We start from the raw sequence: 24,572 nt of genomic DNA, 5'->3' as shown, positions 1-24,572 counted from the left end.
GAATCACCATGTAATCGTTATTGCGACCGTATCTTTATAAAGGCCTGCTGATCGTGGTTGATTGTTATTATTCAAGTCTGCAACACCGTAGACTGCAAAACCCAGCACGGTATTCAAAGTAGTGGTTGGTGTCAGTGAGTAAGTACTGCCACTGGCATATTCACCTTGCAAACTACTGTCCTGATAAAGCTGATAAGGTACAAATTCATTCTGCTGGGCATGTTTCATCCGCCGAAAGTTATTTGAAAAGTGATCACCACCATTCAACATCACCTTTACCGGTAGCCGTGCAGTACATTGGATATTCCAGCTTTGCGCAGTATTGATGACGGATCCTTTTAACTGCCCCTGCGCCACAACAGGATGACGACCAAAATCAAGTAACTGTTCGACATTGCTGAGTTTGCACCCATTTTCAATGGTCGCCTGAACTTTAAAACTTGCCGAAGTTACAGGATCAACAGCAAACCCACTTTGAACAATCGAAATCAGCAGAACACTTAAACCTATTTTTTTCATGATTTTGTTCTTTAAAATTCAATGGTAATTGGAATAGTGTCGGTATATTGTCCAAGCGAGACTGACCGACCATTATTAACAGTTTGCCCCATGAGATTAAGCGTTTGCGGCTGACCATTGTTGGTCAAAGTAATGATTTGATTAGGCCTTAACGCTTCGCGAGCAGTTCCATATAAGATGTTGTAGGCAAGGAAATCTGTGCCATTACTGATTGCACGAAAATAATTTGCACCAAAAGGTGCTGGAACCTTGCTGTCATTTTGCCCCGCACCAAAGGTAACTTTTATTGGGGCATTGCCAGGGCATTGAATGGTCAAACCTGATGTAGAACCCTGACTTAAACTGGTCTCTATCACCTGATTAAATGCAGCTGTGGTTTCTCCGAAATCCAGCTGTCCAAAATTCAAGCCATTTGTTCCGTTGTTCACGGTCTCATTGTTGATCTTGCAGGATGGCTCTAGTTCAAGTTGAATATTTAACTTAGCGCCCAACTGCCCAGCACTGGTGAGTGACGATACAATGCTACAAAGTAGCAATCCAACGCTTTGTTTAAGTAACAGGTGCATACGTTCCTCCTAAAAACAGGCCTGTTCAACAACAAACCTGTTCACTGTTACGTATACTGATTAGAAATTAACAGTCACCAATAAAGTGTCTGTATAATCACCCTGTGCTTTTGCAGTGCCGTTGTTTGCAGCAATTGCACCAAAGATTGGAACTTCTTGAGCTACACCTGCCGCAGCAGTGAAAGTCTGAGCTGTATTAATCACATATGGATTGGTACGTGCTGCATCACGGTAAACATTATAGTTTACTAGGTCGGCAGCAGTTGTATGTTTAAGACTACGATCAGCGCGTTGACCACCGTCAATTGCAACAGTAAAGTCAACAGGGTTTGCACCGTCACATTCTACAGCGAGATGACCACCTGTCGCTGAAGAAGCAACTTGTCCAGTCAAAACGTTTGACCACTGACCAGAAGTTTTACCGAAATCTAATGTACCAAATTGGTTCATATTTCCAGTAACAGTAGAACCCTCAACAGTACAACCTGTCGAAACATTCAGCTTGACATCAACTTGACCAGTAACAGCTGCTTGTGCAGTCGCGATATAAGCCGTGCTTAATAATGCAGTTAGTGTTAGTTTTGTAAAAATATTCATATTAATTCCCATGATTTGTATTATTCGTAAACTTTTACACAAGAAGTGTGAAAGTATTTACATAACCACATGTGATGAATAAGTGTTCAATAAATCAACTAATAAGCAGCACAAAACCAACTTAATTACTTGTATTAATTCAAAATTTTATTGGAATTGTGGAATTAAATTATTATTATATTTAAAACACCAAAAAATACATTTCACTTGATAAATTAAGAGAACAAAAAGTATAAGTTAATTTTATTTTCATTAAAAAAATTTAATAAAAATTAAATCATTTTAAATACTCAAAAAGATATCTCATAATTTAAAATAAGTTTACACAATGAAAGGGTTCTTTTTAAATTTAAGATAAAACAAAAAGTTAAACAAAAAAGTGATATGCAAAAAAATAGCTTTTAAAACTATGGCGATTAAAAGCTATTTTTAAAGATGACTTCATCCTATACGGCAAAGATCAGTAATGCTTAGATAAATTTGAAAGCCATTTAAAAGATTATTCTAGTCGTCAATCCTAAAACCAAAGCATTATCAACATAATTTGTAGCGCCTGGATTGATTACATATTGAATATTTGGACGAAGCATTGCCCATTTTGTTGGGTAGTATGAATAATTTAATTCAATATTATATTCTGCTGGTTTATTTATTCTATTGCTATGTTCACGATAACGATCACTGACATGAATACGATTTAAACCAAGCCCTAAAATATCGTTCTCTCGGTTTTCCAATAACCCGATATATTTTAGTCCCACTTGCTGCATATTATCAATTTTATTGGTCGTATCATCATGAAAACTTAAATTCATAAACCCATGTAAACCTTGTTTATCGGATCCTTGACGGGTGAGCTGCTGTTCTGCCACAAACCACATTCCATAGGTATGATCTTGAGCTTCACCTGTCACAATATCTTTTTGATTTTGAATATTATCTGCAGTGTTATACATCATACCTATGCGGTAGCTTCCTGCTAAATTATTTACAGCATTTTTCGGTTGCCAAACCAGTTCGATTGGTGCTGTTATTCCATCTGCATTTGAGGTGCTTAAATTCCAGCCTTGATTTTCTTTAATATTGGTTGGATTAAATTCAAAAATGGCAGCTTGAGCATAGATCTCAGGATTAATTTGATATTTCAACATACCCGCCCATTGGCTAACAGGTATGTTGTACCATGAACCGCTCTGCCATTTACCCATTTGTGCTGTACAGAAAGAGGTATTTTGAAAATCACAAGACATTACATTGAAATAGGTTCCCATACCAAATCGACCTAAACGGACACTGATTGATTGATCTTTAAATTGTTTTTCGATAGACAACTCACTTAAACGACTTTCTTGATTCCCTCGCCCATAACTTGCCTGAACATTCCCCAGCTGAGGAGCAAGTGGATCCGATAGTTGTTGAACTGAAACACTTTGACCTTGTCGTGCAGTCACAATCGTCCGTAGTGAAACTCCCTCCCAACCCAATAATTTTTCCAAATCTAAAGAATATCCTAGCCATAATTGACTGGTATAGGTTGGATCTTGCTGGTCGTTATATCCACCTTGTGCCAAATAGGCAGTGTCTACAGTAATGTTGGCATCAAACTTAACACCTTGCTCTGCTAAACTCTTTCTGCTGCCATTCCAATCTCCCAATAAATAATCACCTTGTAAATCTAGAACATGTGCGGCATGGCTTTGTGTAAGCATAAAAATCAATCCCGCACTGCTAAATAACATCTTCATTGTTTGTTTCATTCCATGATCCCTTTGACTTTTTAGGCATGCAAAAAACTGGCCCCTATCATTTAATGATAAAAGTTCTAATCTATGCCTTTGTTTTTAATTAAATTTAGCGGTAAACAACTACACGGTTAGATGTAGTTTTATGCCTGCTTTTCCCTGTAGCACTTCATCGTTTGATAGCGATCCCTTTGACTCGAAATGTAACGACAATCTCTGATCAATTACGCCCATTGCAACTTGGTCTGTAGTGACTTAATCAGCCTTTACTCAATCTATTGAGAATAAAAGCAACACATTGTTATACAATACATTTTAGCTTAACATTTTCGCTGTATATGCCTTTACAAAATGTGATTTATTGTCTCGTTGAAGTACAGAAGTAATATAATTACTTGCTTTTAACATTTCAGAAATATCAATTCCTGTTTTAAAGCCCGATTGTTCCAATAAATACACCACATCTTCTGTAGATACATTTCCTGAAGCCCCTTTTGCATAAGGGCATCCCCCTAATCCAGCAATCGAAGAATCAAAAATTCTAAGTCCCCAATTTAATGATTCTGAAATATTGGCTAAGGCCATACCATAAGTGTCATGAAAATGCCCTGCCACCCTGCCAGCAGGTAAAACATCTAAACAATGTTGCAACAGTTTCCGGACACGTATTGGACTTGCAGTACCAATCGTTTCTCCTAATGAAATTTCATAACAACCAAAGTCAAACAGTTGTTTTGCAATACTGGCGACTTTCTTTGGAGCGATGGCACCTTCATAAGGGCAATCCACGACACAAGAAACATAGCCACGTACTTTAATCTCATGATGCTTTGCCATTTCAAAAATGGGTTCAAAACGATGCAAACTTTCTTGAATTGAACAATTTATATTTTTTTGAACAAATGATTCAGATGCAGCAGTAAAAATAGCGATCTCTTTACATCCCACTTGAATCGCAGCTTCCAATCCTTGCATATTGGGAACCAATAAACTGAAATCCACCTGCTCAGGCTTTTCAAGTGCAGCATATAAATCTGCACTCCTATCCATTTGCGGTACCCAACGTGGTGAAACACAAGATCCTACTTCAATCGCTTTAAAGCCACTACGGACCAGTAAATTCAAAAATTCCAAGCGTTGGTTAAACTGAATTACAGATTTTTCATTCTGTAATCCATCACGTGCACCCACTTCTACAATTTTAATTGAGTCATTCATACTTAGCCCACCAAAGCAATCAATGGTGGAACTGAAAGAATCGCCATGTAATAGCCCATGAACTGGCATCCTGTATTAAAGCCAAAATGCTTTGATAATAAACCACCGACTAAGCCCACTGTGATAATGACCAATACTCCGAGAAGAGCCCCCTCCCATAAGCTAATCACTAAAATAAGCCCCACAAATGTTGCAATAATTGCCTCATGACTAATGTATTTCGTCACGAATAATGCTGCGCGACGGGCATAATTCATCGCAAATGGATAAGACACAATAGAAGCGATAAAAACTGCAAGTAGGCCGTAACCCAAAAACTCCCATTGGCTTAATAAGTGATGTAGATTGTGTCCTTGTGCCCCATTTTCACCTACTGTAAATACAGGCGGTGCATTGAATAATGGCGCAGCTGGCCCAGCCGCAACAGGGCTTAATGGTAGGCCAAAAGCGATTAAAGGAATGAGTGCCTCAGCAATGTAGGTAGATTCTGTAACACCATTTTTTGCGCTGAGTGTGGTGGTTAAACGTTGATAGACTTGCTTAAAGCGAGAAGATACAACTTCACCAAGTGCCACCGTCATAGCTACAGGGCTAAAAACAAAGGTTGCACTTGAAATTACCGATGTTGCCGCAGTCCATTTTAATTGTTGTTTGTCTAAGACTTTAAATGGATTTGGAAAATAACCCGACCAACTCTTAACTTCAGGGGCAATCATAAGTTGATTAACTGATTCACGGCGCATTTTTTTCCGACCTAAAGGCGAACTCACCATAAATAAATCAGCAATCAGTGGTCCAACAGCAATCCCTAAAAAGTAACTAATCGCTAATTTTGTTTCGAAAATTGCGGTAAAACTTTGTAGTGCTATGATGAGAACAACAAAAGGAATAAGCAGTAATGTTGATGCCAATTTACCGGGTGAAAAATAAGTAATTAAGATGGCTGCTATTGCAAAAATCCAAGGGGCAAAAGATTTAATTAGCTCTCCAAATGGTGCTAATAATGAAGCAAATAATACAGCACAAGGTACAGCGATAAAGGCAGATACAATTGCACCAGAAATCATTTTACGCAATGCAATATGTGGTGCACCAAGTCTACGCATAGCTTCACATTCTGCCATGAGCGGTGCAGCCAAAGTATCACCAGGGATCCCCAATAATGCGGTTGGAATAGCATGGGTCATATGTTTAGCAACCACTGCCGCCATCCAGAAAGTAAAGACACCAACGGGAGGAGCGCCAAGTAAAATGATTAACAATGTTAATGGAGCAATGGTTGCTGTTTCATCTGTTCCTGAAATTAAGCCAATTGCTGCAAATAAAACCGCACCAAATAACCCGAAACCAAAAGCTACAAACACTTGATCAAATAATAATTCCATTTTTATTTACCTTCACTTGGCTTGCTTTGTCGTGCATGCTCAACAAATGCATCGTACAAATTGAGTTCCTTGAGTTCTTGAACAATTTTTTCAGGTAAATCATGAACAGAACCTATCGATTTTTCTTCCATTTCCCATTGTTTTATCAGTGTTTCAAACCATTCCATTGATTCATTGTTCGATTCTAAAATCTCACGCTTTGGTTTAAATAAAATAGAGCAAATAAAGCCAGAGAGAATACATCCTAATAATCCACACAACATGCTATAGGCATGGGCAAGATTTTTATCTTCAACCCATTGCCCCAATAGCCATTTAGAGAGATAGAAACAGCTGATACTTAAAACAGCACCGATTAAAATAGACTTTAATAGCGCGTGAAAACTTACCGTGTCTCCCCATACTTCGACCAACTCATCATTATCTTCATGGGATACTCCCAATTGACAGTGATGAGTATCCTTCACTGAATTTTTGTTATCTTGTTGCATAGCACTATCCATTGCTATTTACTCCAATAGTTTCTAACGTCTAGAAACATAAATAATTAACTGCGTAACGCTGAAAGCAACTCTAGTGCTCTATCATTCCTTACATCTTGTTCTGCAACCATTTTTTGCACAACAAAATCAACTTCGTGCACTTGAGCGCCAGCAACCACAGCAATGTTCCGTGCATGTAATGCCATATGGCCTCTTTGAATACCTTCCGTTGCCAATGCTCGCATTGCTGCCATATTTTGTGCTAAGCCCACTGCAGCAATGACTTCCCCAAGTTCACTTGCAGATTCAATATTGAGCATCTGTATTGCGAGTTGTGCCAAAGGATGGGTTTTGGTTGCTCCTCCGACCAAGCCCACAGCCATAGGTAATTCTATACGGCCAACCAAATGACCTTGAGCATCTTTCTCCCACGTACTTAATGACCCATAGTGCCCATTTTTAACTGCATAGACATGTGCTCCAGCTTCAATTGCTCGCCAATCATTTCCAGTAGCGACAATCACAGGGTCAATACCATTCATAATCCCCTTGTTATGTGTTGCAGCACGATAGGGATCAATAACAGCAAATTCGTAAGCCTCTAACATACGATCAATGACCTCATGACCCGACAATGTTGCTTGCTCAAGTTGATCTGGACGTACAGTCAGCTCAGCCCTCACTAAACGTAAATCTGCGAGATTCGATAAAATACGTAAACGAACTTGACCACCAGTGAGCTTTTCAACCAATGGTGTCACTGTCTCCGCCATTGTATTCACAGTATTTGCACCCATTGCATCACAGACATTCACAATGAGATGCATGACTGCCATAGGACCAACTTTGCTGGATTCAAACAAATGAACTTCAATATCTTTACAACCACCGCCCAAACCAATTAGAAATTTGTCTTTACTATTTGCAAGTTGAATAATGTCATCTTTATGCGCTAACAAAATTTCTTTTACTTTTTCTGCAGACTCGATACCCAAAATTTGTACTTGTGCGCGCATGAGGGGTTCTGTGCTAGAGGTTGTAAAACCTCCATTTTCACGAACGAGCTTCGCCATATAAGATGCCGCGGCAACGATAGACGGTTCTTCAACAACCATAGGAATTAAGTGATCTTTACCATTAATTTTAAAGTTTGTTGCAATACCAAAGGGTAATTCAAATTTACCAATAACATTTTCAATCATGCCATTGGCTAATTCGCCATTTAATGCGCCATCTTTCTGCAATAATTGTTGTTGTTGTTCATTTAAACCTGCTATTTTTGCAATCTCATGGAGTCGTTCTGATACCGTTAATTTACGAAAATCAGGTAATTTAGAATTCATATTTGCTGTCGTCCTATGCTCGTTATGTTCATAGTCGCAATTTAAATGCTCAAATGATTTCTCTCAAGGTACAGTTTTCACGGACAGTTTTTTAGGAAAATTTAAAAAGATGATGGACTCCAATTCAGCACCTCTTTTTGATCAAATCTATCAGATTTTAAAACATCAAATAAAATCACAGTTATATAAGAAAAATGAAAAAATCCCTTCAATTCGAAAACTATGTATTCAATATAATGTTTCGAAAAATACCATAATATATGCCTTAGAGCGCCTAGTAGATGAAAACCTCATCTATTCCAAACCTGCATCCGGTTTTTTTGTCATGGAACAAAAAGAATTGCCCATGTTTAAAAAATCAACGATCGAAATGCAAAATATAGATGAGCTATGGTTAATGCGTCGTCAATTAGAAACCTTTAATGGCGTGATAAATGTCGGTGATGGTTTTCCAGATTCTTCTTGGTTTGAAGGATTACCTTTAAATAAACTTCTGCAAAAATCACTTCAGGAAAACACTTCGAAACGATTACGTTATGGCTCTAAATATGGGCATGAAGCTTTAAGAGAAACACTTTCCTTACGACTAAGCCAGCTTAATATCAAGGTCATTCCTGATAATATTTTACTGACCAGCGGTGTAAATGATGCAATTGATCTGATTATTCGATATTTTGTAGAATCGGATACAATCGTTTTAGTAGATTCTCCGATTTATTATCCATTATTAAAAAAACTACAGCTAACAAAATGTAAAATCATTGAAATTCCCAGATTGATCGATGGACCAGATTGCGAAATTCTCTCGGAATATTTGCAGACAATAAAACCTAAACTTTTTTTTACCCAAAGTATTTCACACAATCCGACAGGCACCCACATCAGTGTAGATAAAATAAAAATAATCAATAACTTATGCAAAGAAAATAATTGTTTAATCATAGAGAATGATGTGTTTTCTGAATATACGGATATTAAACATCGATTAAGCTCTCATAGTGATTTTTCAAATCATCTTTATATTGGAGGATTTTCCAAGATTATTAGTCCTTCAATTCGCGTCGGTTTTATCGTTGGAGAATATCATTTGATCGATAAGCTCTCAGATTTTAAAGCAATTTTACATGTTAATAGTTCAGAGTATGCTGAACAATTTATTTGCACTATTTTACAAAGTAAGTTTTATGACCAGCATCTTAATTTTTTTAAGGAAAGTTTAAGGTTCAGTAGTTCAATTGCATTGGATAATATTAAAAAATTAGGAGGAATGGTTTTTCACGAAGCTCAAGATTCCTTATATTATTGGACTACTTTTGAAAATCTAGATTTTTCACATAACATTATGAAGAAGTCTATTGAAAATCAACTTGTGTTCGCACCTGGTTATATTTTTAGTTTAGATGGGAAAAAATATAACCACTGGACTCGCATCAATATTGGTGTTGCATCTAAGCCAAAGTTTTATGAAAAACTTGATCTTTTTTTAAATAGTTAAACATTTTTTATATCAATAACGCTTAGTCTTTTTAAAAGTGTTATAAAACACGCACTCATCAAAAATAAAAAAATCCCATTCGTTCTGGGGTGAAGAATGGGATACGATATGACACTTTAACATGTCGACCGAAAATCGTGAATCTCTGTATACAATTTGGATGACGACTAAATATGAAAGGTATTTCCACTCGGTTTAAGAACATCTCGTTCTTTAACTCTTAAACAAATGCATTGGTCAAATGTAGCGATTGCATCACGAATAAATTCAGCTTCCATTTTATCTACATGGAAATGGCTTTCTTTATGAACTTCTTCAAACAATGCTTTTAAATCATATTGATCATCACTTAGACATGTCATCTTAAAATTACTCAGTTCAGTGTCAATATCTAAACGTATTAATTCGATAAAATGCTGGCGTGAAGCATAGCTATTTTCACTATAAAAAAAATGAGTGCTTTCATCTATACCTTTATGAAACACCATTTCATAAATTTTCATTATTTATTTATATCCAACATTCATATTTCTATTCTTCAATATATCTGTAGGAACCCATTAAGCTATTCAGATAATGCACATTTTTTATCATTACTCACCATGTTTTGCAAACTTTTACACTTATTTTAATTATAATTAAATACATAATTTATTAAAAATATTCCCTAAAAACAAATATTTAAATTTATATTATCTTTTAGAAACAAACTTGTAATAGTGTTCTTATTATTATAATTTAATGCATATTTCATGTAATTCATCACTAAATAGCAAATGCAATTTTTGATCAATTTAACAGGTCATATTTATAGTGATAATAAAGCCTATGCCCGTCAATCTCCTTAGCAGCTCCAATAACATCAATATTGATCAGATTGAATAATTAAATACCATAAACAACAGAAAAGTTAGTTTTTGACAAAGCTGTATAAGCATTTTCTGTATAAATGAATTAAATATTTATTATTAACAAGATACGCTTTATGTTGGATGCCAAACCTTCCAATAAACATGGCATCCAATTTCTCAATGTTAAAAATTAGCTTTTAATACCAACGAAGCAAAATCTCGGTCATCGAGGGTACTAAAATCATTCGAACCAAAAAAATTGGTATATGCAAGTTCAGCTATATACTTTTGCTGATAATTCACTGAAATAGTGGCTGCAATACTCATTTGACCTTCTTGAAAGTTTTGGCTAAATCCAGCTATATCATGGCGAAAGATTACACTTGGGGTGATGACGGTCGCAGGTAAAATATCTTGATAATTTAAAGCTCCTCGTAAACGATAGCCATATGACCATTGCGTAAAAAAACCATCCCGATTACAAAAGCGCTCATTCATACGATCAATCACATCATTTGCAAGATGTGCGGTCCCATAAGGCGTACATTTATATTCACCTGTTTCAGGATTATAAGCACCAGATGAAAGCTCACTCCGTCCAAATGCACCGACCCGTCCAAAACGATGATTACCAATATCTGCAATATGATTCACTGCAAACTCTGCCGCCCAATTCAATGCATTTGCACCCAATATATTGTTTAACCGATCACTCGCACCCAGTGAAAATTGGGTTACAGGCGTTCTTACATAACCTTGCAAATATTGCTCAAATTCAGCCGCAACTCCAGGCGGTGTAAGGGGCGTATCTTTGTCTAAAACTTGAGCATAGACAATATCTGTTCCATTTAATTGCAAGGGCTGATTGGGTTTATGCGTTAATTCGCTAAAAACAGCAGTTGTCCCCACTTTTCCAGCTAGGCTTAATCCATACATTTTAATATTTTCTGGATAAATTGAAAAAAAACGAGCAGTATTAAAATATGCAGACCCTGGTGCAGTTACCGCTGTACCATCAAAATTAGCATTGCGACTGTGATAGTTCGCAAAATATGCGCCAAGTTCAGCATTATTCCAACGAGGTAAAGTTTGCTTTAAAGCAAAACCATATTGCCCTCTATTCTTGGCATATCGACTTTCTGCACGTGGAATATAAGTCTGTGCATCTAAAGCACTTTCAGACAACTTATCCCCTGGTGTAACGGTCAAAATAATGGGTCCACAATTTTCTGGAACAAAGTCCGAAATTGCAAAAAACGTCCCACAGCCATCCACAACAGAAGGTCTAAACTTAAACTGATAAAAACCGTCCAGTTTAAGATTTGGCGTTATTCCAGCCTCAAATGAAAACATTTCGACAGGAATTATTCGCTCTTTTGCCTCTCCTCCCGGCCGATTAATTGCAGCATAATCTAAGGCACTGACTGAATTTATACCATTTTGGAAAAACTGCGATTTCCCCCAATTTAAGGTATGTTTGCCTAATTTTAGATTGGCATTTTGACCATTTTCTAAAGCAAAATTTTTCCAGATATAGGCATCCCAAAGATCAATGCCCTTAAATTTGGCTAATCTAGGCCACGCAGAATCATCAAAGGCTTTTAAATCTCCACGACCAGTTTCATAAGCATGGTCATACCAATATTTAGTGCTGATTACTGCACCCTGTTGTTGTCCTTTTAAACGAAACTCAGTCAACCCTTTTATAATTTGGGAAATATTATCGTTTTGACTGAAGTTCACATGCCCATCGTCACCATTCACGTCAACGCTTAAACCGTCCTTTCCGATATGATTTGCATCAGGTTTATACACCAACTGATTTGAAGCATCTTGAGTACTCCAATTTGCACCTAGACTGAGCATCGTACTGATTTCAAATTTCCAATCCTCATTGATCTCAGCACTTGTTGCGGACACTTTTGAAATACTTAAGCACAGCACTAAACAGACACCCAGCTTTTGAGTGAAAATAATCGGGTGTTTCGGGTTATTGCTACATATCACATTTTGCATCATTCGATCTCCATATCGATATGATTTAATTCGATTTAACTCCATAAATAGCCATATTGACTATTTTGAAATATGCATGTTTTTTTTAATTGTTTAATCTGTTACCTATACTGCTAACCAATGAGCAATGCTGTCTTAAAACGGCGTGTAAATTGAACGAAGTCACTTCTAAATAAATTCCGCTATAAAGTTCTAAGAACTAAGCGATACATATCGAATCATCCACTTGGTCTAATTGTTGAATAAATTGTTCAGCTTGTGCCCAATACCCATATCCAGCAGCAGGATTAAAATGCCCCACTTCACCTAAACTCACCAATTGACTGCCCCATGTTTTTGCCATAGTCCGAACGGCCTGGTAACTGGCTAAATGATCGTTGGTACTTGCAACAACAATGCTCGGAAAAGGCAAAACCTTGTTGGGTAAAGGATCCCATCCTTGCCGTTTTAGCGTTGCAGAACTTAGATAGTTTTCAGGCCATTTGGCTGATAAATCGGGTGGTGTCACCAACAAAGCCCCTTGAATATTGTGTTGATACAGAGCTGCCCAGTGAACGGTCATTAATACCCCTGCGCTATGTGCAACTAAAATCACAGCACCATCAATTTCTTCAAGTTGCGTTTGAATCGCTTTAACTCTTTTTATGCAGTTGAGTTTGTCTGTTTCTAATGCAGGGACAGATCGTACCTTGACCAGCCTTTGCTCCAATAAGGTTTGCCAATGTTCAGCAACATGGTCACGTAAACCAGGAACAATTAAAACAGTTGCCTTTGTCTGTATTTTTTCCATTGATCTACCTTAAGTTTTCGCCAAATGAATGAAGATGAATTCTATAAATTGCTTATTCACAATACGGTTTAGTTGATCTTGGTGATGTACATTTGATGACAACTGCTTTTCATTTGATGACAAATGACTGCTCCAATAAAGCATTCGAGCATGGGCTTATAAAATTATAAGAGATTGATTTAATTGTTTTATTTTAAAATTCACTTATTTATTCATTAAAAATCTGAATATTATTAATGAAATGAGTGAGATTGCTTTAACCAATGCCAACTTTAATAATGGGGCCGTGTTTCAGAAAGGATCCGCTGAAACCCAAAAAAAGTGAACTACAAGGAAATTAAAATGAATCAAATTTGTAGAATAGCTGTGCCATTGGCATGTCTATTAACAACTCATTTATGTTATGCGGATTCTACAACCTCTAAACGCTGGGCTGTCAGTGCAGGCTGGATGCATGTCATGCCTCAAGGCAAAGCCAATTCAACACATGTAACAACCAGTGTTGTAGAAGGTGGCAGCTATGGCGTTGGATCATCATTATGGGGAAGTGATATTGCCAACTACGAAACCAATGCATCTGAAATTAAGGGAATGGGTGGGCTTTTATTAAATACATTTATCAAAAATGGTAAAGCAGACCCCAATTATAAAGTTCCAGCAAGTCTGACCACCGGAGCCAGATCGGATATCACAGGTATTTCTGATTATACCGCTCAAGGTGGAATGGAAGTCGCGGATACCGATACATTGGGTTTAACTCTAAGCTACTTTGTAAATGATCATGTATCTCTTGAATTAGTCGGTGGTATCCCACCAAAAATTGATATTGATGGCGTAGGAGAAATTAGAGCTTCGGCACTTTCCACTGCCAATACTCCCGGAAAAGGCACACCACCGACCTATTTAAATGGTTTAAAACTGCTAAAAGATACCTTAATTACCGATCTTGATGCACATGGCAAAGTTGCAGAAGTAACTGCATGGACGCCTGCAGCAACAGTTAAATATCATTTTGGCGCTTCAGGACAAGATAAGTTCCGACCTTTTGTTGGCGCGGGTGTTGTATATGGTCATTTTAATAAGTTAAAGCTCAATGGCGGTGTAGAACAAGACCTTATTCAAGCAGGTTATATGATTGATAATATCCTCAATGATCGAGCGGGTGAAGCATTGCACGGTGGTCAAGGCAGTTCAACAGCGACACCAAAAGTTAAAGTTAAAACCAGTGATGCCTTTGCACCAGTACTCACAGCAGGATTTACCTTTGATTTAACCGATCGTTGGTTTACCACTGGATCTTTAAGTTATATGCCAAACTTTAATAATGTAGCAACTGTGACTGTCACAGATACATCGACAGGTACCCAATTGATCAAGTCCACGACAAAAATTGATTTAGATCCTTTGGTCACATATCTTGGGGTAGGCTATCGTTTTTAATTAAATGGATTGATTGTAGCCCTATATCTACCGACCATTTAATTTTAAAAATATTGTGTACTAAATATCTACAATCCGATATGAGTCGCAATGCCCCATCTAAAAGAATTAATGTGTAAGCAATATCCCTAAGTTGTGTCGCACATTAATACGTTTTAAAAGGCTGTTCTTTACTCAATAAAGTGCAGTCCTTTTAAAACACTCCTCTTTGTTAAACAAATTTGATACTCTATTTCAATCATCTCAATGTGTAATGAATTGAGATGCTTTTTAAAAAATTTTGATAAAATTATTGAGATTACACATACGCAAAAACTTTTTATAAATGCGTATTGGTAAAGTCTTCAAACAGTGATGTATTGACCAGGACGGTTAATGAAAAGACAAGGAGAGTGTAAATTGGTTCCTCTTGCACATACAGCGGTACTCAAGAATTATCTGGATGTAAGCCGACAATTAGACCTTAATCCATACCATTTATTATCTGATGCTGGAATTTATTCTGCTCAATTAAATGATTCAAAACAACGTATTTCCGTCGACAAAGTCATGACACTATTAGAGCAATCTGCTCAAATCAGTGGTTGTGAAGTGTTTGGTCTACATATGGCCGAACAACGTCAAATTGCTGATTTTGGTGAGCTAAGCCTATTATTAAGCTATCAACAGACGTTACGTGATGCCTTAAAAACAATTGTAAGATACCGAAATATCATCAATAACGCGCTTGAAATATATATAGAAGAAGTTGGAAAAACCGTGATTATTCGGGTAGAAGTGATTTCTGCTTCAGCAAAGTATAGTCGTCAAGCGATTGAATTGGCTTTGGGGATTACCCATCGTTTTTGTGCTGCATTATTAGCTCAAAAATGGCACCCATTAAGTATTCATTTTACCCACGATTCACCAAAAGACTTAACAGTGCATCAACGTGTTTTTGGAAGTTCACTTGAATTTGGTAGCGAGTTTAATGGTATTGTCTGCTCATCATCAGAGCTTGATAAAATCAATCCTCAAGCAAATACAGCAATGGCAAACCATGCACAGCGCTATCTCGATATCGACATCTTACAAAAAGACAATGAATCATCACTTATTTTTGATATCCGTAAAAGTATCTATCTGCTTTTACCGATGGGACGTGCCACAATTGATCAAGTCGCGCAGACCCATGAAGTCAATGTCAGAACGCTGCAACGGCGTCTAGAAGCTGCACATACAAATTTTAGTGAATTAATGAATGATGTCCGCAGAAATTTGGTATTTCGCTATTTAAGAAATATCAATTATTCACTGGCTCAAGTTTCAGATATTCTTGGTTACTCTATGCCAAGCTCTTTTACACGATGGTTTATCGGTCAATTTGGTATAACACCCAATGCTTGGCGTACCCACAATAAGGCTGAGATCATTGATGAAAATACGATATAAATTCAATCAAGGTACGACTAACTTGGTATTAACATCAAAACAATAATAAGAAAAGCCACTTAAAACAAAAGTTTTGCGTAAATCAACTTTAACGTTGTACCTTGCAAAACTTTTGTTAAATCAAAGCTCGACTAAAATAACCAATGCATCTGGCTGAGTACCAACAATACCAGAAAAACGCTTTCTCCAATCATCAGCAGGATCGGTTTAATACCCACCGTTGCTAACTCTTTTAATTGTGTTTTCATCCCTAGCGCACTAATCGAAATAATCAGACACCAACGAGATAATTCATTCATTCCAGTTTGAACAACTGTAGGTACCCATCCAGTACTATTTATACAGGCAAGAATTAAAAATCCTACTGCAAACCAAGGCAATAATGGCGGTCTTTTGCCCGTAGAGGGTACGCCTTGCATACGGGTAATCATGGCTGCACAGATGATCACAGGTAGAAGCATGGCAACTCGCATCAATTTCACCACTGTTGCAGTATCGCCTGTTTCTGTAGACATGCTATAACCTGCCCCCACCACTTGGGCGACATCATGGATGGTTGCACCTAAAAAAATCCCTGCATGTTGTGGTTTCAATTCCAACCATTGCGCAATCATGGGATAAACAATCATTGCTAAAGTTGAAAGTGCAGATACTCCAATGACGGTGAATAAGGTTGCTTTTTCTTTTTGTGGATGACTGGGTAAAGCTGCAGACAAGGCCAATGCTGCGGAAGCTCCACAGATCGCTGTCGCGCCACCAGTCAGCATACCGAAAAATTTATTAAACCCGAGCACTTTTGCTGCGATGACTGAAGCAAGAATGGTAATGACGACCAATGAAATGACCAAAACAATGGGCTGCCAACCTAGCGCAGTCATTTGCTCAAGGGTAATGCGCATTCCGAGTAAGGCGATCCCAAAACGCAGTACTTCTCGCGCAGTAAATTCGATACCCGCTTTACACTTTCCTTCTGTTGCAAGAAAGTTCACACCCATCCCGAGCAATAAAGCGAATAACATTACTGGTGCACCATAATGCTCAGATAAAAAGCAGGCCGCAGCGGCAACCACAGTACTAACAATAAATCCGGGCATAAACGCACTTAGCCGTGGCTGCCAAGCCATAGAATCTAATTTACTCATCTAGTGCTACTCCACAATCCAAACCAATAAAAACATTTTCTCCAATCACTTCTACTGGATATGATTGAACTTGTAGCTGTGTTGAATTGAGTAAATAACCATTTGACAAGTCAAAACGTAAACCATGTGCACAACATTGAATTACCTTGCCTTCTAATTTCCCATTGAGTAATGAGGCACCCTGATGCGGGCAACTGTCATTAATCGCATAAAATTGTTCAGCAATATTAAATAAAATTAGAGATCGGTCACCGATCATCAAAAAGGATCGATTGCCTAAAGTTGGGATTTTTTCTTGAGGAACTTGAAAACGCAAGCTCATACCATTTGTCCTTGTGTTTGAAGCGTTTCCAGCATTGCTTGATAAAGTGCACTTGCAGGTTGCGCTCCTGCCATTGCAAAACTTCCATCAAAAACAAAATATGGTACCCCTTTACCCCCTGTATCTGCTGAGATAAAAGGAACGAATGGTTTTGCTAAAATACCTTCAACCACCTCATCCGCAAAACCGCAATACATGGCTATTTTCTGCAATGTTGCTAACTCGCCTATATTTTCCGAATGATGAAAATAGGCTGTGAATAGCGCATCTAAAAATCGCTCACTTTGATCTGAATGATATACTTTTGAAATATTTGCAAAAAAATGATGTGCCATAGCTGTGTTTGGCATACGACGAATCCGATCAAAATCAATATCGACATTGACCGCTTTCGCGGCTTGACGAACTTGAGTTTGACGCATTCGAACGGCTGTTGAACTGCCTAATCGTTGTAAATAAAAGGCATCAAAAGGAACACCCACCAGTGGAATATGGGGTAAAAGCTGTACACCACGCCACTGGATATTGACCACAACATCTGGATCACTTTGTTTTAATTTTTGAATCGCAGTCTGTAAATGACGTTTTCCAATCAAACACCAAGGACAGATAAAATCAAAAAAAACTTCAATATTCATTTTACGCGTCATTACTGATTACCCATATTGCATGACTGTGCTTGTACTGTTTGACCTTGTCGTGCTGCTTGTGCATTAAATTTTTTAATATCATGGGCATAATGGCGTTTTGCATAGAAGAATACGGCAGCAGCCACAATGCTCATCAGAGGCATCAATTGAAAAGCATGGTGTAAACCAATCACGTCAGATAGCTTTCCAATTACTAAAGGTCCTAAAGCCAAGCCGAGAAAATTATTTGCCAAAGTTAATGTTGCAAATGCTGTGCTATGTACAGAATGATGTGTTAGGTTGGCAACCATTGCGCTGGATGGTCCATTGGTACCCAATGCGATAAACATCCCAATACAAATCATGATCAATTGAGCATTTCCGACAGACATGGCAAAAGCAATGGATAACAACACACAACCGATCAAACAAAATGCAATCGCTAAACTGACTTTTCGGTCTGGTCGATCTCGTCCTAAACGATCACATAACATCCCACATAAAATCATGCCAACTGCACTACTGAGTACAACCATTGCCGCGACCAGCCCCGCTTTATCTGTCCCCAATCCGTAATATCGATTGAGATAACTGGGAAGCCAAACGATGACCGTGCCACCCACAAACAATTGCAAGCCACTGCCAATATAAGTGGCGATCACAGACCGACTTGAATAAATTGATCGTAAAGGACTTCTCGACTTCTCCTGTTTCTGTTGGGTCTTAATTTTGCCTTGAACGGTTCCTATCTTGTTTTCTTTAACCACAATAGGATATAAAAATGCCAGAATCAGCCCAAAGACTGCCATTCCACCAAATGCCCAACGCCAGCCAAAATGTTCAGCCATTACACCGCCTAAAGCCATGCCTAAGAATGAGCCAAACACACCACCTGCCATAAAAGCACTTGCTAAAGTTGCACGCATATCACGAGGAAAAACCGATACAACAACAGCAATCCCGACACTGCCATAGGCAGCTTCGCCAACACCCACCATAAATCGGGCAATAAACATATGTTGATAACTTTCAGCAATTGCACAGCCTAAGGTTGCCATACTCCATAACACGGCCATCAAAGTTAAGCTTTTTACTTTGCCAAAACGATCTGCCAAGATCGACAAAGGTAAGGTTAATAAACCCACCATCAAGGCCACAATTCCACTTAATAATCCAAGTTGGCTGTCTGTCAAAGCCCATTCACTTTTGATCAGTGGGAATACTGCATTTAAGACTTGCCGTGACATATAGTCAGAAATCAACAAACCAAATGTCAGTGCAAAAACCAACCATGCATATTTACGTGGAATGCCAACCGAAGTATCTACACCGTCCGCAGGACTTGAATATTGATGCGCATCCATACGTTCTCCTTGTGTTTTTATAATTTCTCATTCATTTTTGATGACTACGCGACTTCACAGTAACGTAATCATCTTTTTCTCACTGTTTGAATCAAAAATCCTTTTGGCTCAAATCATTATTTACGCTGTGGAACACCCTTTTGACCTGCTTTACGATTGGGCGCCATACCATTTTCCAACAAAGTTTCTTCAATCGTGTCGTATTGCACGCCAATACGATAAATTTCACGTGCTTCTTTACCTGATGCAACTTCACGACCTAATTCATGGGCAATACGCACGGTCTGTTGAATCTGCTGTACTGAAGAAAAACGCTGACCTTGATGATCAATAATGGTGTCTTCATTTCCGACGCGTGCATGTAAGCCCATCGCCATTGACATGGTGTTAAACGGCAAAACATTTTTAAGTAAAGACTCTGAAGTTAAAGTACAACCATCAGGTACGCGATGAATAAAGTTAAAGAAGTTAAAAGGATTTGGCCCATCAAAACCACCACCAATTCCAATCCAGGTTAGATTCAACGGACCTTTATACAGCCCTTTACGCACCATACGTTCCAGCGTTTCTAAACCATGCATCCCAGTTAATTGGAAATGCGGTTGAATGCCATTTTCAGTTAAACGCTTTAAATGCTCTGCAACCCAAGCTGGACCTGCAGGTACTGTCATTTCTGCATAAGCTGCCTGAATTGCTGGATGTGCCAAAGAAGTGCCTTCTAAATATTCAGGATAGAGCAACTCCATAATATTCATTTGAGTGGTATTGATCGCTACGGTTACTTGGTCTGGTTTTGGCATTAATTCGGCCAACATATGCCGCGTATCATCGCTTAACCAAATTGCAGCTTCACCTTCACTTTCTGGGGCAAAAGAAATTGATCCACCCACTTGAATGATCATATCAGGCACCGCTTCGCGCACACCGGCAATGAGTTCATTAAACTTAGACAGACGTTTCGAGCCTTTCCCATCCAGCTCTCGGACATGCAAATGGAGGACTGAAGCACCTGCTTCATAGCACTCTACCGCTTTTTGAATTTGTTCTTGCATGGTTACAGGAATATCTTCAGGAAAATCCTCAGGCATCCATTCAGGCCCATAAGGCGCTACCGTAATCACCACTTTGTCCATGTTTTCAGGGTGCAATGAGTCATCAAAGAATTGCATAAACATCTCCATATGTATTTTAAAATTAGGGTTTGGATTAAATCGTTAACTGCTCAGCTTAGTAAGTTGCATCACCAATAATGCCTGCCCGTTCCATTTTTCGATGACATGGTGGATAGTCCATTACGGCATAATGTTGTGTACTGCGGTTGTCCCAAATTGCGATACTATTCGGCTTCCAACTCCAACGAACTTGGTACTCAGGAATATAGGCTTGGGTAATTAAATAACGCAGTAAATCGGTTGCACCGGGATTGGCATCTTGTCCAAAACGTACGTGTTCTTTGGTATGGTAATTACTAAAATGAGTGGTAAATGCGTTGACATAAAGAATCTTTTCACCCGTTTCAGGATGAGTACGTACCACAGGATGTTCTGCATCGGGGAACTGTTCTTTTAATGCCAAACGCTTTTCAATCGGCATCATTGCGCCAAAACTGGCTTCAATACTGTGATAAGCACGTAAATTTGCAATTTTTGTTTTGATTTCTATGGGTAAATTTTCATAGGCCATCACCATATTGGTCCACATGGTATCTCCACCCACTGTCGGACATTCAATACAACGTAGCACACAACCCATTGGCGGAACTTTGCGCCAGCTTGCATCGCTATGCCAAGCATTTTCATAACGATCAATTGGGCTCTCTGGGCTTTTATAAATTTGTACCAGTCCAGGATGCTCTGGATGACTTCCAACAGCTGGATGACTTTCTAGTTGTCCAAAGCGCTCAGCAAATGCTACATGTTCTGCTCGGCTTAGGTTTTGATCTCTTAAAAATAAAACCCGATGCTTTAACAAATTCTGACGAATTTCAGTAAATAACCCATCATCGTCAATGGCATCTTCCAGATTGACCCCCAACAATTCTGCACCGATATTGCAACTTAATTGTTCAACTTGCATAAGATATCCCTTCAAATGACAAAAATTGATGATCCTGTGGTTTTACGTGCTTCTAGATCACGGTGAGCTTGAACTGCATCCTTGAGTTCATAGCGCTGATTGATTTCAATTTTGATGCGTCCATGTCGGACGTGGTCAAATAACTCATTGGCAAGTTCTTGTTTTTCTATAGGATCAGCAATGAAATCTGCCAGTGCTGGACGAGTTATATATAGAGAGCCTTTCATTGCCAACAAGACGGGGTTAAATTCTGGAATTGCACCAGAAGCAGTCCCCACACAAACCAATAAACCACGGCGTTTTAATGAATCAAGCGATGCCATAAACGTGTCTTTACCGACACTATCAAAGACCACATTCACACCGACCCCATCGGTTAATTCTCGTACTCGTTCTGCAACATTTTCATAGCTATAATTAATGACGTGGTCACAGCCATGTGCACGGGCAATTTGTGCTTTTTCTTCTGAAGAGGTTGTACCAATCACAGTTAAACCGAGTAACTTTGCCCATTGAGAAACAATCAAGCCCACACCACCAGCGGCAGCATGTAATAAAATGGTGTCCCCTTTTTTAAAGTCATAAATACGACGCATTAAATAAGCAGAGGTTAATCCCCGCATGGTCATTGCTGCGGCTGTTTCACAAGAAATTTCTTCAGGTAGTTTGATTAATACATCAGCTGAGATTAAACGTGCAGTGCTATAAGCACCTAACGTATTTAAAAAACCGGTATAAGTGACTCGATCACCCACTTGAATGTGAGCTACACCCTCACCTACGGCTTCGACTACACCAGATGCTTCTACGCCCATCCCGTTTGGCAGTGGAATCTTATATGTGCCGTCACGAAAATAAGTGTCAGCATAATTTAATCCAACTGCCACATGACGCAGACGCACTTGCTCTGCTGCTGGTTCACCAACATCGATGTCTTCATATTGCAAAACATCTGGTGTTCCTGTTTCATAAAACCGTATTGCTTTATTCAATGCTATTTCCCTATCCATGCCGTATTTTTATCAATATTTAAAAATCATGATTAAAACTACAACACAGCAGATGCAGCTCACTTTACATAAGACGACACTGACTTAGCATTTTACGACACGCTTGTGGTTAAAATTGTAAGCTAGTTTAGTAAGGCACTGTTTTGAGTTATTTTAGGGATTTGAATAATTTTTATAGTTTATCTTGAGTGGATTTTTTATCCCAAATTTTAATGTGTTCTATCTATAGGTATAATGAAGTTTCAAAAAAAGCCATTAAAATAATTATAGGTTTAGCATCTTGAACCAACCCTCTTTATAATAAATTGCTAAGTCAGAATACTTAGTAAAATTCTAAAAATAGTTTTCTCATTTTAGAGGTTTATTTTATGCATAATCAATTGATCAAAATAACCTTATTTGTTGCTTTATGCTCTTCACCATTTGCACTTGCAGAAATCCCAAAAGAGCTGCTTTATCAAACGCCTCAAAATATTGATTCAGCACAACTCGCAACAATTCAAGGTTTCCAAGAAACGAGCACCCCTTTAAAGTTCATAAAAGCTCGTATTTATATTAATCAAATCAATGGCAAAGCCACATTAAACCAATCAAAAGACTGGAATAAAATCTATTCCATTCTCCCTACACAGATAACCGTTCGCTTCACCTCTGATGCTCAGCAATTATTTTCTTCAGGTGAGCTCAATTTTACTGCTCAAACAGGGCAAAAATATCAAATCAAAACCAATCAAGCAGATAAAAACAGCCATAAACAAGGCATTCAGTTTTGGATTGAAAATTTAACAACGGGTGAGGTGATAACAGAAAAGCAATTTGCTCATACAGTAGCAAATCAACCTCAACAAATTTATATGCCAGTCATTATTAATAAATAGAGGGATTGAATATGCATCTATTTTTTAAAATCTCAATTCTAAGTGTACCAATCATTTTTACTGGTTGTATCAGTACATCCAAGAATACACCAGCTATTGAATACTATTCTTCGCCTCAAGCATCATCACAAACAGCAACCATCATTGGTGATCTCTATGATCGTAAATATTTAGCAGACACGATTGCCTTTGTCTTTGCAGTAGATAAAAAGAAGGTAGAGAATGGCTATCATCAGCTCAAAGAGCCTTTAATTCTGCACGCTGGTGAACATGATTTACAAATTTGGTGTGGTCAAGGTTCTTATAACTATACCAATTTAGTCAAAGTCCATATTGAACCAAATAAAAGATACCAAGTCGGTTATGAATTAAATCCAAATAAACAAGAAGGTTGTGTATTTTGGATTAATGATTTGGAAACAAAGAAACCTGTGACTGAACTTGTAAATGGCGTGGGATTATGGCGAGCTAACGCTATTACTGATCTGCCAATTCAAGCGTTCTTAGAACCAAGACCTGATAGTGGTCAAGGATATACTGTCCCAATCCGTGTAATTAATAAAATGGGGCATAATTAAAATTCAACATGGTAAATTGAATACTATCATTGATTTTTAATTAAAAATCGATGATAGTATCTAAATAGATAGATTATTTTTGAAGCGTTGTACAGATTAGTTTGATAAAAATAATACTATAATAGCCTACCCATTATATTTTGGTTAATTTCATCTTCATTTGAGGTAAAATCAATAAATCTTGCATTTTTTGTTGAAGTTCTGACGTAGTACTTTAATTGATCAATAAGTGTCGATTTAGTTTTCTCCACACACCTATTTTCGTCTTCATAATACCCCCAAATATAATCATCTTTATTATTCGTAAATAAATAATAAAAAAAAGTTAACTCATTTTCTGAATAAAGATAAAACATTTTATTTTCTATAGGATCTTCACTACCAGGACACGACATATAATTTTCATCATTTCTCTCATTAACTTGAAAATTTTTAAAACTCATTGGTTCCCATCTGTGACTATACATTGGAAAGTCATCCCCCCAAAGTAATCCTCCAGAACATTTCCCCATTTGCAATAAAAAGTCCCTAAATTGCCCATGGACATCTAAATTGCAGTTCTTTGCAATTTCAGCTATTTCTTGCTCTGTGTAGCCTTTAACTTTTTCAGGAAAAAAAGGAAGTTGAGTACCTTCTACCCTACACAATACTAACTCTTGTACAAAATTTATCATATTTGAACCATCTATTTTCAAAAC

Annotated in this window: 23 protein-coding genes and 1 pseudogene; 5 read left to right on the top strand and 19 right to left on the bottom strand. The window is 37.9% G+C overall.

Annotated features, from left to right (window positions below):
- Window positions 1-3 precede the first annotated feature (3 nt).
- The 8 genes and pseudogenes from FHR28_RS06070 to FHR28_RS06035 all read right to left on the bottom strand — a co-directional run.
- On the bottom strand, window positions 4-519 hold the full coding sequence (locus FHR28_RS06070) for a spore coat U domain-containing protein (protein WP_096734691.1): 516 nt from the start codon (window positions 517-519) through the stop codon (window positions 4-6).
- Window positions 520-530: 11 nt separating this feature from the next.
- Window positions 531-1,085 (bottom strand): spore coat protein U domain-containing protein, encoded by a 555-nt coding sequence (locus FHR28_RS06065; protein ID WP_166782167.1) that lies wholly within the window; start codon window positions 1,083-1,085, stop codon window positions 531-533.
- A 60-nt stretch (window positions 1,086-1,145) separates the two neighbouring features.
- Window positions 1,146-1,682: a spore coat U domain-containing protein gene (locus FHR28_RS06060; protein WP_166782166.1), complete on the bottom strand. Its 537-nt coding sequence runs from the start codon at window positions 1,680-1,682 to the stop codon at window positions 1,146-1,148.
- A 491-nt stretch (window positions 1,683-2,173) separates the two neighbouring features.
- On the bottom strand, window positions 2,174-3,427 hold the full coding sequence (locus tag FHR28_RS06055; protein ID WP_171527337.1) for a carbohydrate porin: 1,254 nt from the start codon (window positions 3,425-3,427) through the stop codon (window positions 2,174-2,176).
- A gap of 312 nt (window positions 3,428-3,739) precedes the next feature.
- Entirely contained in the window at window positions 3,740-4,642 is a 903-nt protein-coding gene (locus FHR28_RS06050; protein WP_166782164.1) for a hydroxymethylglutaryl-CoA lyase, read from the bottom strand.
- 2 nt (window positions 4,643-4,644) lie between these two features.
- The gene (locus tag FHR28_RS06045; RefSeq protein ID WP_166782163.1) at window positions 4,645-6,027 is read right to left on the bottom strand and encodes a tripartite tricarboxylate transporter permease; all 1,383 of its coding nucleotides are present in this window, start codon (window positions 6,025-6,027) and stop codon (window positions 4,645-4,647) included.
- Window positions 6,028-6,029: 2 nt separating this feature from the next.
- The gene (locus tag FHR28_RS06040) at window positions 6,030-6,518 is read right to left on the bottom strand and encodes a hypothetical protein (protein WP_228722026.1); all 489 of its coding nucleotides are present in this window, start codon (window positions 6,516-6,518) and stop codon (window positions 6,030-6,032) included.
- Window positions 6,519-6,574: 56 nt separating this feature from the next.
- Window positions 6,575-7,867, bottom strand: a pseudogene (locus tag FHR28_RS06035) (hydroxymethylglutaryl-CoA reductase, degradative); the annotation flags it as partial.
- Between the two features lie 94 nt (window positions 7,868-7,961).
- Here FHR28_RS06035 and FHR28_RS06030 point away from each other — a divergent pair.
- Window positions 7,962-9,347, top strand: a complete 1,386-nt coding sequence (locus FHR28_RS06030; protein ID WP_228722025.1) for a PLP-dependent aminotransferase family protein — start codon at window positions 7,962-7,964, stop codon at window positions 9,345-9,347.
- 167 nt (window positions 9,348-9,514) lie between these two features.
- Here FHR28_RS06030 and FHR28_RS06025 read toward each other — a convergent pair whose 3' ends face one another.
- The 3 genes from FHR28_RS06025 to FHR28_RS06015 form a co-directional block, all read right to left on the bottom strand.
- Window positions 9,515-9,850 carry a hypothetical protein gene (locus FHR28_RS06025; protein WP_166782160.1) on the bottom strand — a complete coding sequence of 112 codons (336 nt, stop codon included), beginning with the start codon at window positions 9,848-9,850 and terminating at the stop codon, window positions 9,515-9,517.
- 531 nt (window positions 9,851-10,381) lie between these two features.
- Window positions 10,382-12,217 carry a DUF1302 domain-containing protein gene (locus FHR28_RS06020; protein ID WP_166782159.1) on the bottom strand — a complete coding sequence of 612 codons (1,836 nt, stop codon included), beginning with the start codon at window positions 12,215-12,217 and terminating at the stop codon, window positions 10,382-10,384.
- A gap of 196 nt (window positions 12,218-12,413) precedes the next feature.
- A complete protein-coding gene (locus FHR28_RS06015; RefSeq protein WP_166782158.1) occupies window positions 12,414-13,004 on the bottom strand; it encodes an RBBP9/YdeN family alpha/beta hydrolase in 591 nt (196 codons plus the stop codon).
- A gap of 342 nt (window positions 13,005-13,346) precedes the next feature.
- On the opposite strand from FHR28_RS06015, the gene FHR28_RS06010 reads away from it, so the two are divergent.
- Both FHR28_RS06010 and FHR28_RS06005 read left to right on the top strand, forming a co-directional pair.
- Window positions 13,347-14,444, top strand: coding sequence for an OmpW/AlkL family protein (locus FHR28_RS06010; RefSeq protein WP_154130430.1), 1,098 nt, complete (start codon window positions 13,347-13,349; stop codon window positions 14,442-14,444).
- A 399-nt stretch (window positions 14,445-14,843) separates the two neighbouring features.
- Window positions 14,844-15,875, top strand: a complete 1,032-nt coding sequence (locus tag FHR28_RS06005; RefSeq protein ID WP_154130435.1) for an AraC family transcriptional regulator — start codon at window positions 14,844-14,846, stop codon at window positions 15,873-15,875.
- Window positions 15,876-16,006: 131 nt separating this feature from the next.
- Here the strand turns inward: FHR28_RS06005 and FHR28_RS06000 are convergent, their stop codons facing one another.
- From FHR28_RS06000 to FHR28_RS05970, 7 genes are all read right to left on the bottom strand, one after another.
- Window positions 16,007-17,017, bottom strand: coding sequence for a YeiH family protein (locus tag FHR28_RS06000; RefSeq protein WP_166782157.1), 1,011 nt, complete (start codon window positions 17,015-17,017; stop codon window positions 16,007-16,009).
- Window positions 17,010-17,339, bottom strand: a complete 330-nt coding sequence (locus FHR28_RS05995) for a Rieske (2Fe-2S) protein (protein ID WP_004724784.1) — start codon at window positions 17,337-17,339, stop codon at window positions 17,010-17,012. The genes FHR28_RS06000 and FHR28_RS05995 overlap by 8 nt, the downstream gene beginning before the upstream one ends.
- Window positions 17,336-17,989: a DsbA family oxidoreductase gene (locus tag FHR28_RS05990; protein ID WP_004724786.1), complete on the bottom strand. Its 654-nt coding sequence runs from the start codon at window positions 17,987-17,989 to the stop codon at window positions 17,336-17,338. Before FHR28_RS05990 ends, FHR28_RS05995 begins: the two co-directional genes overlap by 4 nt.
- Window positions 17,989-19,332 (bottom strand): MFS transporter, encoded by a 1,344-nt coding sequence (locus FHR28_RS05985; protein WP_166782156.1) that lies wholly within the window; start codon window positions 19,330-19,332, stop codon window positions 17,989-17,991. The genes FHR28_RS05990 and FHR28_RS05985 overlap by 1 nt, the downstream gene beginning before the upstream one ends.
- 116 nt (window positions 19,333-19,448) lie before the next feature.
- Window positions 19,449-20,501, bottom strand: coding sequence for a 3-keto-5-aminohexanoate cleavage protein (locus tag FHR28_RS05980; RefSeq protein ID WP_004724790.1), 1,053 nt, complete (start codon window positions 20,499-20,501; stop codon window positions 19,449-19,451).
- A 58-nt stretch (window positions 20,502-20,559) separates the two neighbouring features.
- Complete coding sequence (locus FHR28_RS05975; RefSeq protein WP_166782155.1) at window positions 20,560-21,408, bottom strand: TauD/TfdA dioxygenase family protein; 849 nt, start codon at window positions 21,406-21,408, stop codon at window positions 20,560-20,562.
- 11 nt (window positions 21,409-21,419) lie between these two features.
- Window positions 21,420-22,406 (bottom strand): quinone oxidoreductase family protein, encoded by a 987-nt coding sequence (locus FHR28_RS05970; protein ID WP_166782775.1) that lies wholly within the window; start codon window positions 22,404-22,406, stop codon window positions 21,420-21,422.
- 380 nt (window positions 22,407-22,786) lie between these two features.
- On the opposite strand from FHR28_RS05970, the gene FHR28_RS05965 reads away from it, so the two are divergent.
- Both FHR28_RS05965 and FHR28_RS05960 read left to right on the top strand, forming a co-directional pair.
- A complete protein-coding gene (locus tag FHR28_RS05965) occupies window positions 22,787-23,296 on the top strand; it encodes a hypothetical protein (protein WP_166782154.1) in 510 nt (169 codons plus the stop codon).
- 11 nt (window positions 23,297-23,307) lie between these two features.
- Window positions 23,308-23,874 carry a hypothetical protein gene (locus FHR28_RS05960; RefSeq protein WP_166782153.1) on the top strand — a complete coding sequence of 189 codons (567 nt, stop codon included), beginning with the start codon at window positions 23,308-23,310 and terminating at the stop codon, window positions 23,872-23,874.
- A gap of 116 nt (window positions 23,875-23,990) precedes the next feature.
- Here the strand turns inward: FHR28_RS05960 and FHR28_RS05955 are convergent, their stop codons facing one another.
- Entirely contained in the window at window positions 23,991-24,548 is a 558-nt protein-coding gene (locus FHR28_RS05955) for an SMI1/KNR4 family protein (RefSeq protein WP_166782774.1), read from the bottom strand.
- Window positions 24,549-24,572: the final 24 nt, after the last annotated feature.

The organism is Acinetobacter sp. BIGb0196 (assembly GCF_011759595.1).
GTDB lineage: Bacteria > Pseudomonadota > Gammaproteobacteria > Pseudomonadales > Moraxellaceae > Acinetobacter > Acinetobacter guillouiae.
This window is presented reverse-complemented; position numbering and strand designations above follow the sequence as displayed.

What these genes read in the sequence shown, in the direction of transcription:
- FHR28_RS06070 (WP_096734691.1), bottom strand. Translation starts at nt 519, where the DNA reads ATGAAAAAAATAGGTTTAAGTGTTCTGCTGATTTCGATTGTTCAAAGT.
- FHR28_RS06065 (WP_166782167.1), bottom strand. Translation starts at nt 1,085, where the DNA reads ATGCACCTGTTACTTAAACAAAGCGTTGGATTGCTACTTTGTAGCATT.
- FHR28_RS06060 (WP_166782166.1), bottom strand. Translation starts at nt 1,682, where the DNA reads ATGAATATTTTTACAAAACTAACACTAACTGCATTATTAAGCACGGCT.
- FHR28_RS06055 (WP_171527337.1), bottom strand. Translation starts at nt 3,427, where the DNA reads ATGAAGATGTTATTTAGCAGTGCGGGATTGATTTTTATGCTTACACAA.
- FHR28_RS06050 (WP_166782164.1), bottom strand. Translation starts at nt 4,642, where the DNA reads ATGAATGACTCAATTAAAATTGTAGAAGTGGGTGCACGTGATGGATTA.
- FHR28_RS06045 (WP_166782163.1), bottom strand. Translation starts at nt 6,027, where the DNA reads ATGGAATTATTATTTGATCAAGTGTTTGTAGCTTTTGGTTTCGGGTTA.
- FHR28_RS06040 (WP_228722026.1), bottom strand. Translation starts at nt 6,518, where the DNA reads ATGCAACAAGATAACAAAAATTCAGTGAAGGATACTCATCACTGTCAA.
- FHR28_RS06030 (WP_228722025.1), top strand. Translation starts at nt 7,962, where the DNA reads ATGATGGACTCCAATTCAGCACCTCTTTTTGATCAAATCTATCAGATT.
- FHR28_RS06025 (WP_166782160.1), bottom strand. Translation starts at nt 9,850, where the DNA reads ATGAAAATTTATGAAATGGTGTTTCATAAAGGTATAGATGAAAGCACT.
- FHR28_RS06020 (WP_166782159.1), bottom strand. Translation starts at nt 12,217, where the DNA reads ATGATGCAAAATGTGATATGTAGCAATAACCCGAAACACCCGATTATT.
- FHR28_RS06015 (WP_166782158.1), bottom strand. Translation starts at nt 13,004, where the DNA reads ATGGAAAAAATACAGACAAAGGCAACTGTTTTAATTGTTCCTGGTTTA.
- FHR28_RS06010 (WP_154130430.1), top strand. Translation starts at nt 13,347, where the DNA reads ATGAATCAAATTTGTAGAATAGCTGTGCCATTGGCATGTCTATTAACA.
- FHR28_RS06000 (WP_166782157.1), bottom strand. Translation starts at nt 17,017, where the DNA reads ATGAGTAAATTAGATTCTATGGCTTGGCAGCCACGGCTAAGTGCGTTT.
- FHR28_RS05995 (WP_004724784.1), bottom strand. Translation starts at nt 17,339, where the DNA reads ATGAGCTTGCGTTTTCAAGTTCCTCAAGAAAAAATCCCAACTTTAGGC.
- FHR28_RS05990 (WP_004724786.1), bottom strand. Translation starts at nt 17,989, where the DNA reads ATGACGCGTAAAATGAATATTGAAGTTTTTTTTGATTTTATCTGTCCT.
- FHR28_RS05985 (WP_166782156.1), bottom strand. Translation starts at nt 19,332, where the DNA reads ATGGATGCGCATCAATATTCAAGTCCTGCGGACGGTGTAGATACTTCG.
- FHR28_RS05980 (WP_004724790.1), bottom strand. Translation starts at nt 20,501, where the DNA reads ATGCAATTCTTTGATGACTCATTGCACCCTGAAAACATGGACAAAGTG.
- FHR28_RS05975 (WP_166782155.1), bottom strand. Translation starts at nt 21,408, where the DNA reads ATGCAAGTTGAACAATTAAGTTGCAATATCGGTGCAGAATTGTTGGGG.
- FHR28_RS05965 (WP_166782154.1), top strand. Translation starts at nt 22,787, where the DNA reads ATGCATAATCAATTGATCAAAATAACCTTATTTGTTGCTTTATGCTCT.
- FHR28_RS05960 (WP_166782153.1), top strand. Translation starts at nt 23,308, where the DNA reads ATGCATCTATTTTTTAAAATCTCAATTCTAAGTGTACCAATCATTTTT.
- FHR28_RS05955 (WP_166782774.1), bottom strand. Translation starts at nt 24,548, where the DNA reads ATGATAAATTTTGTACAAGAGTTAGTATTGTGTAGGGTAGAAGGTACT.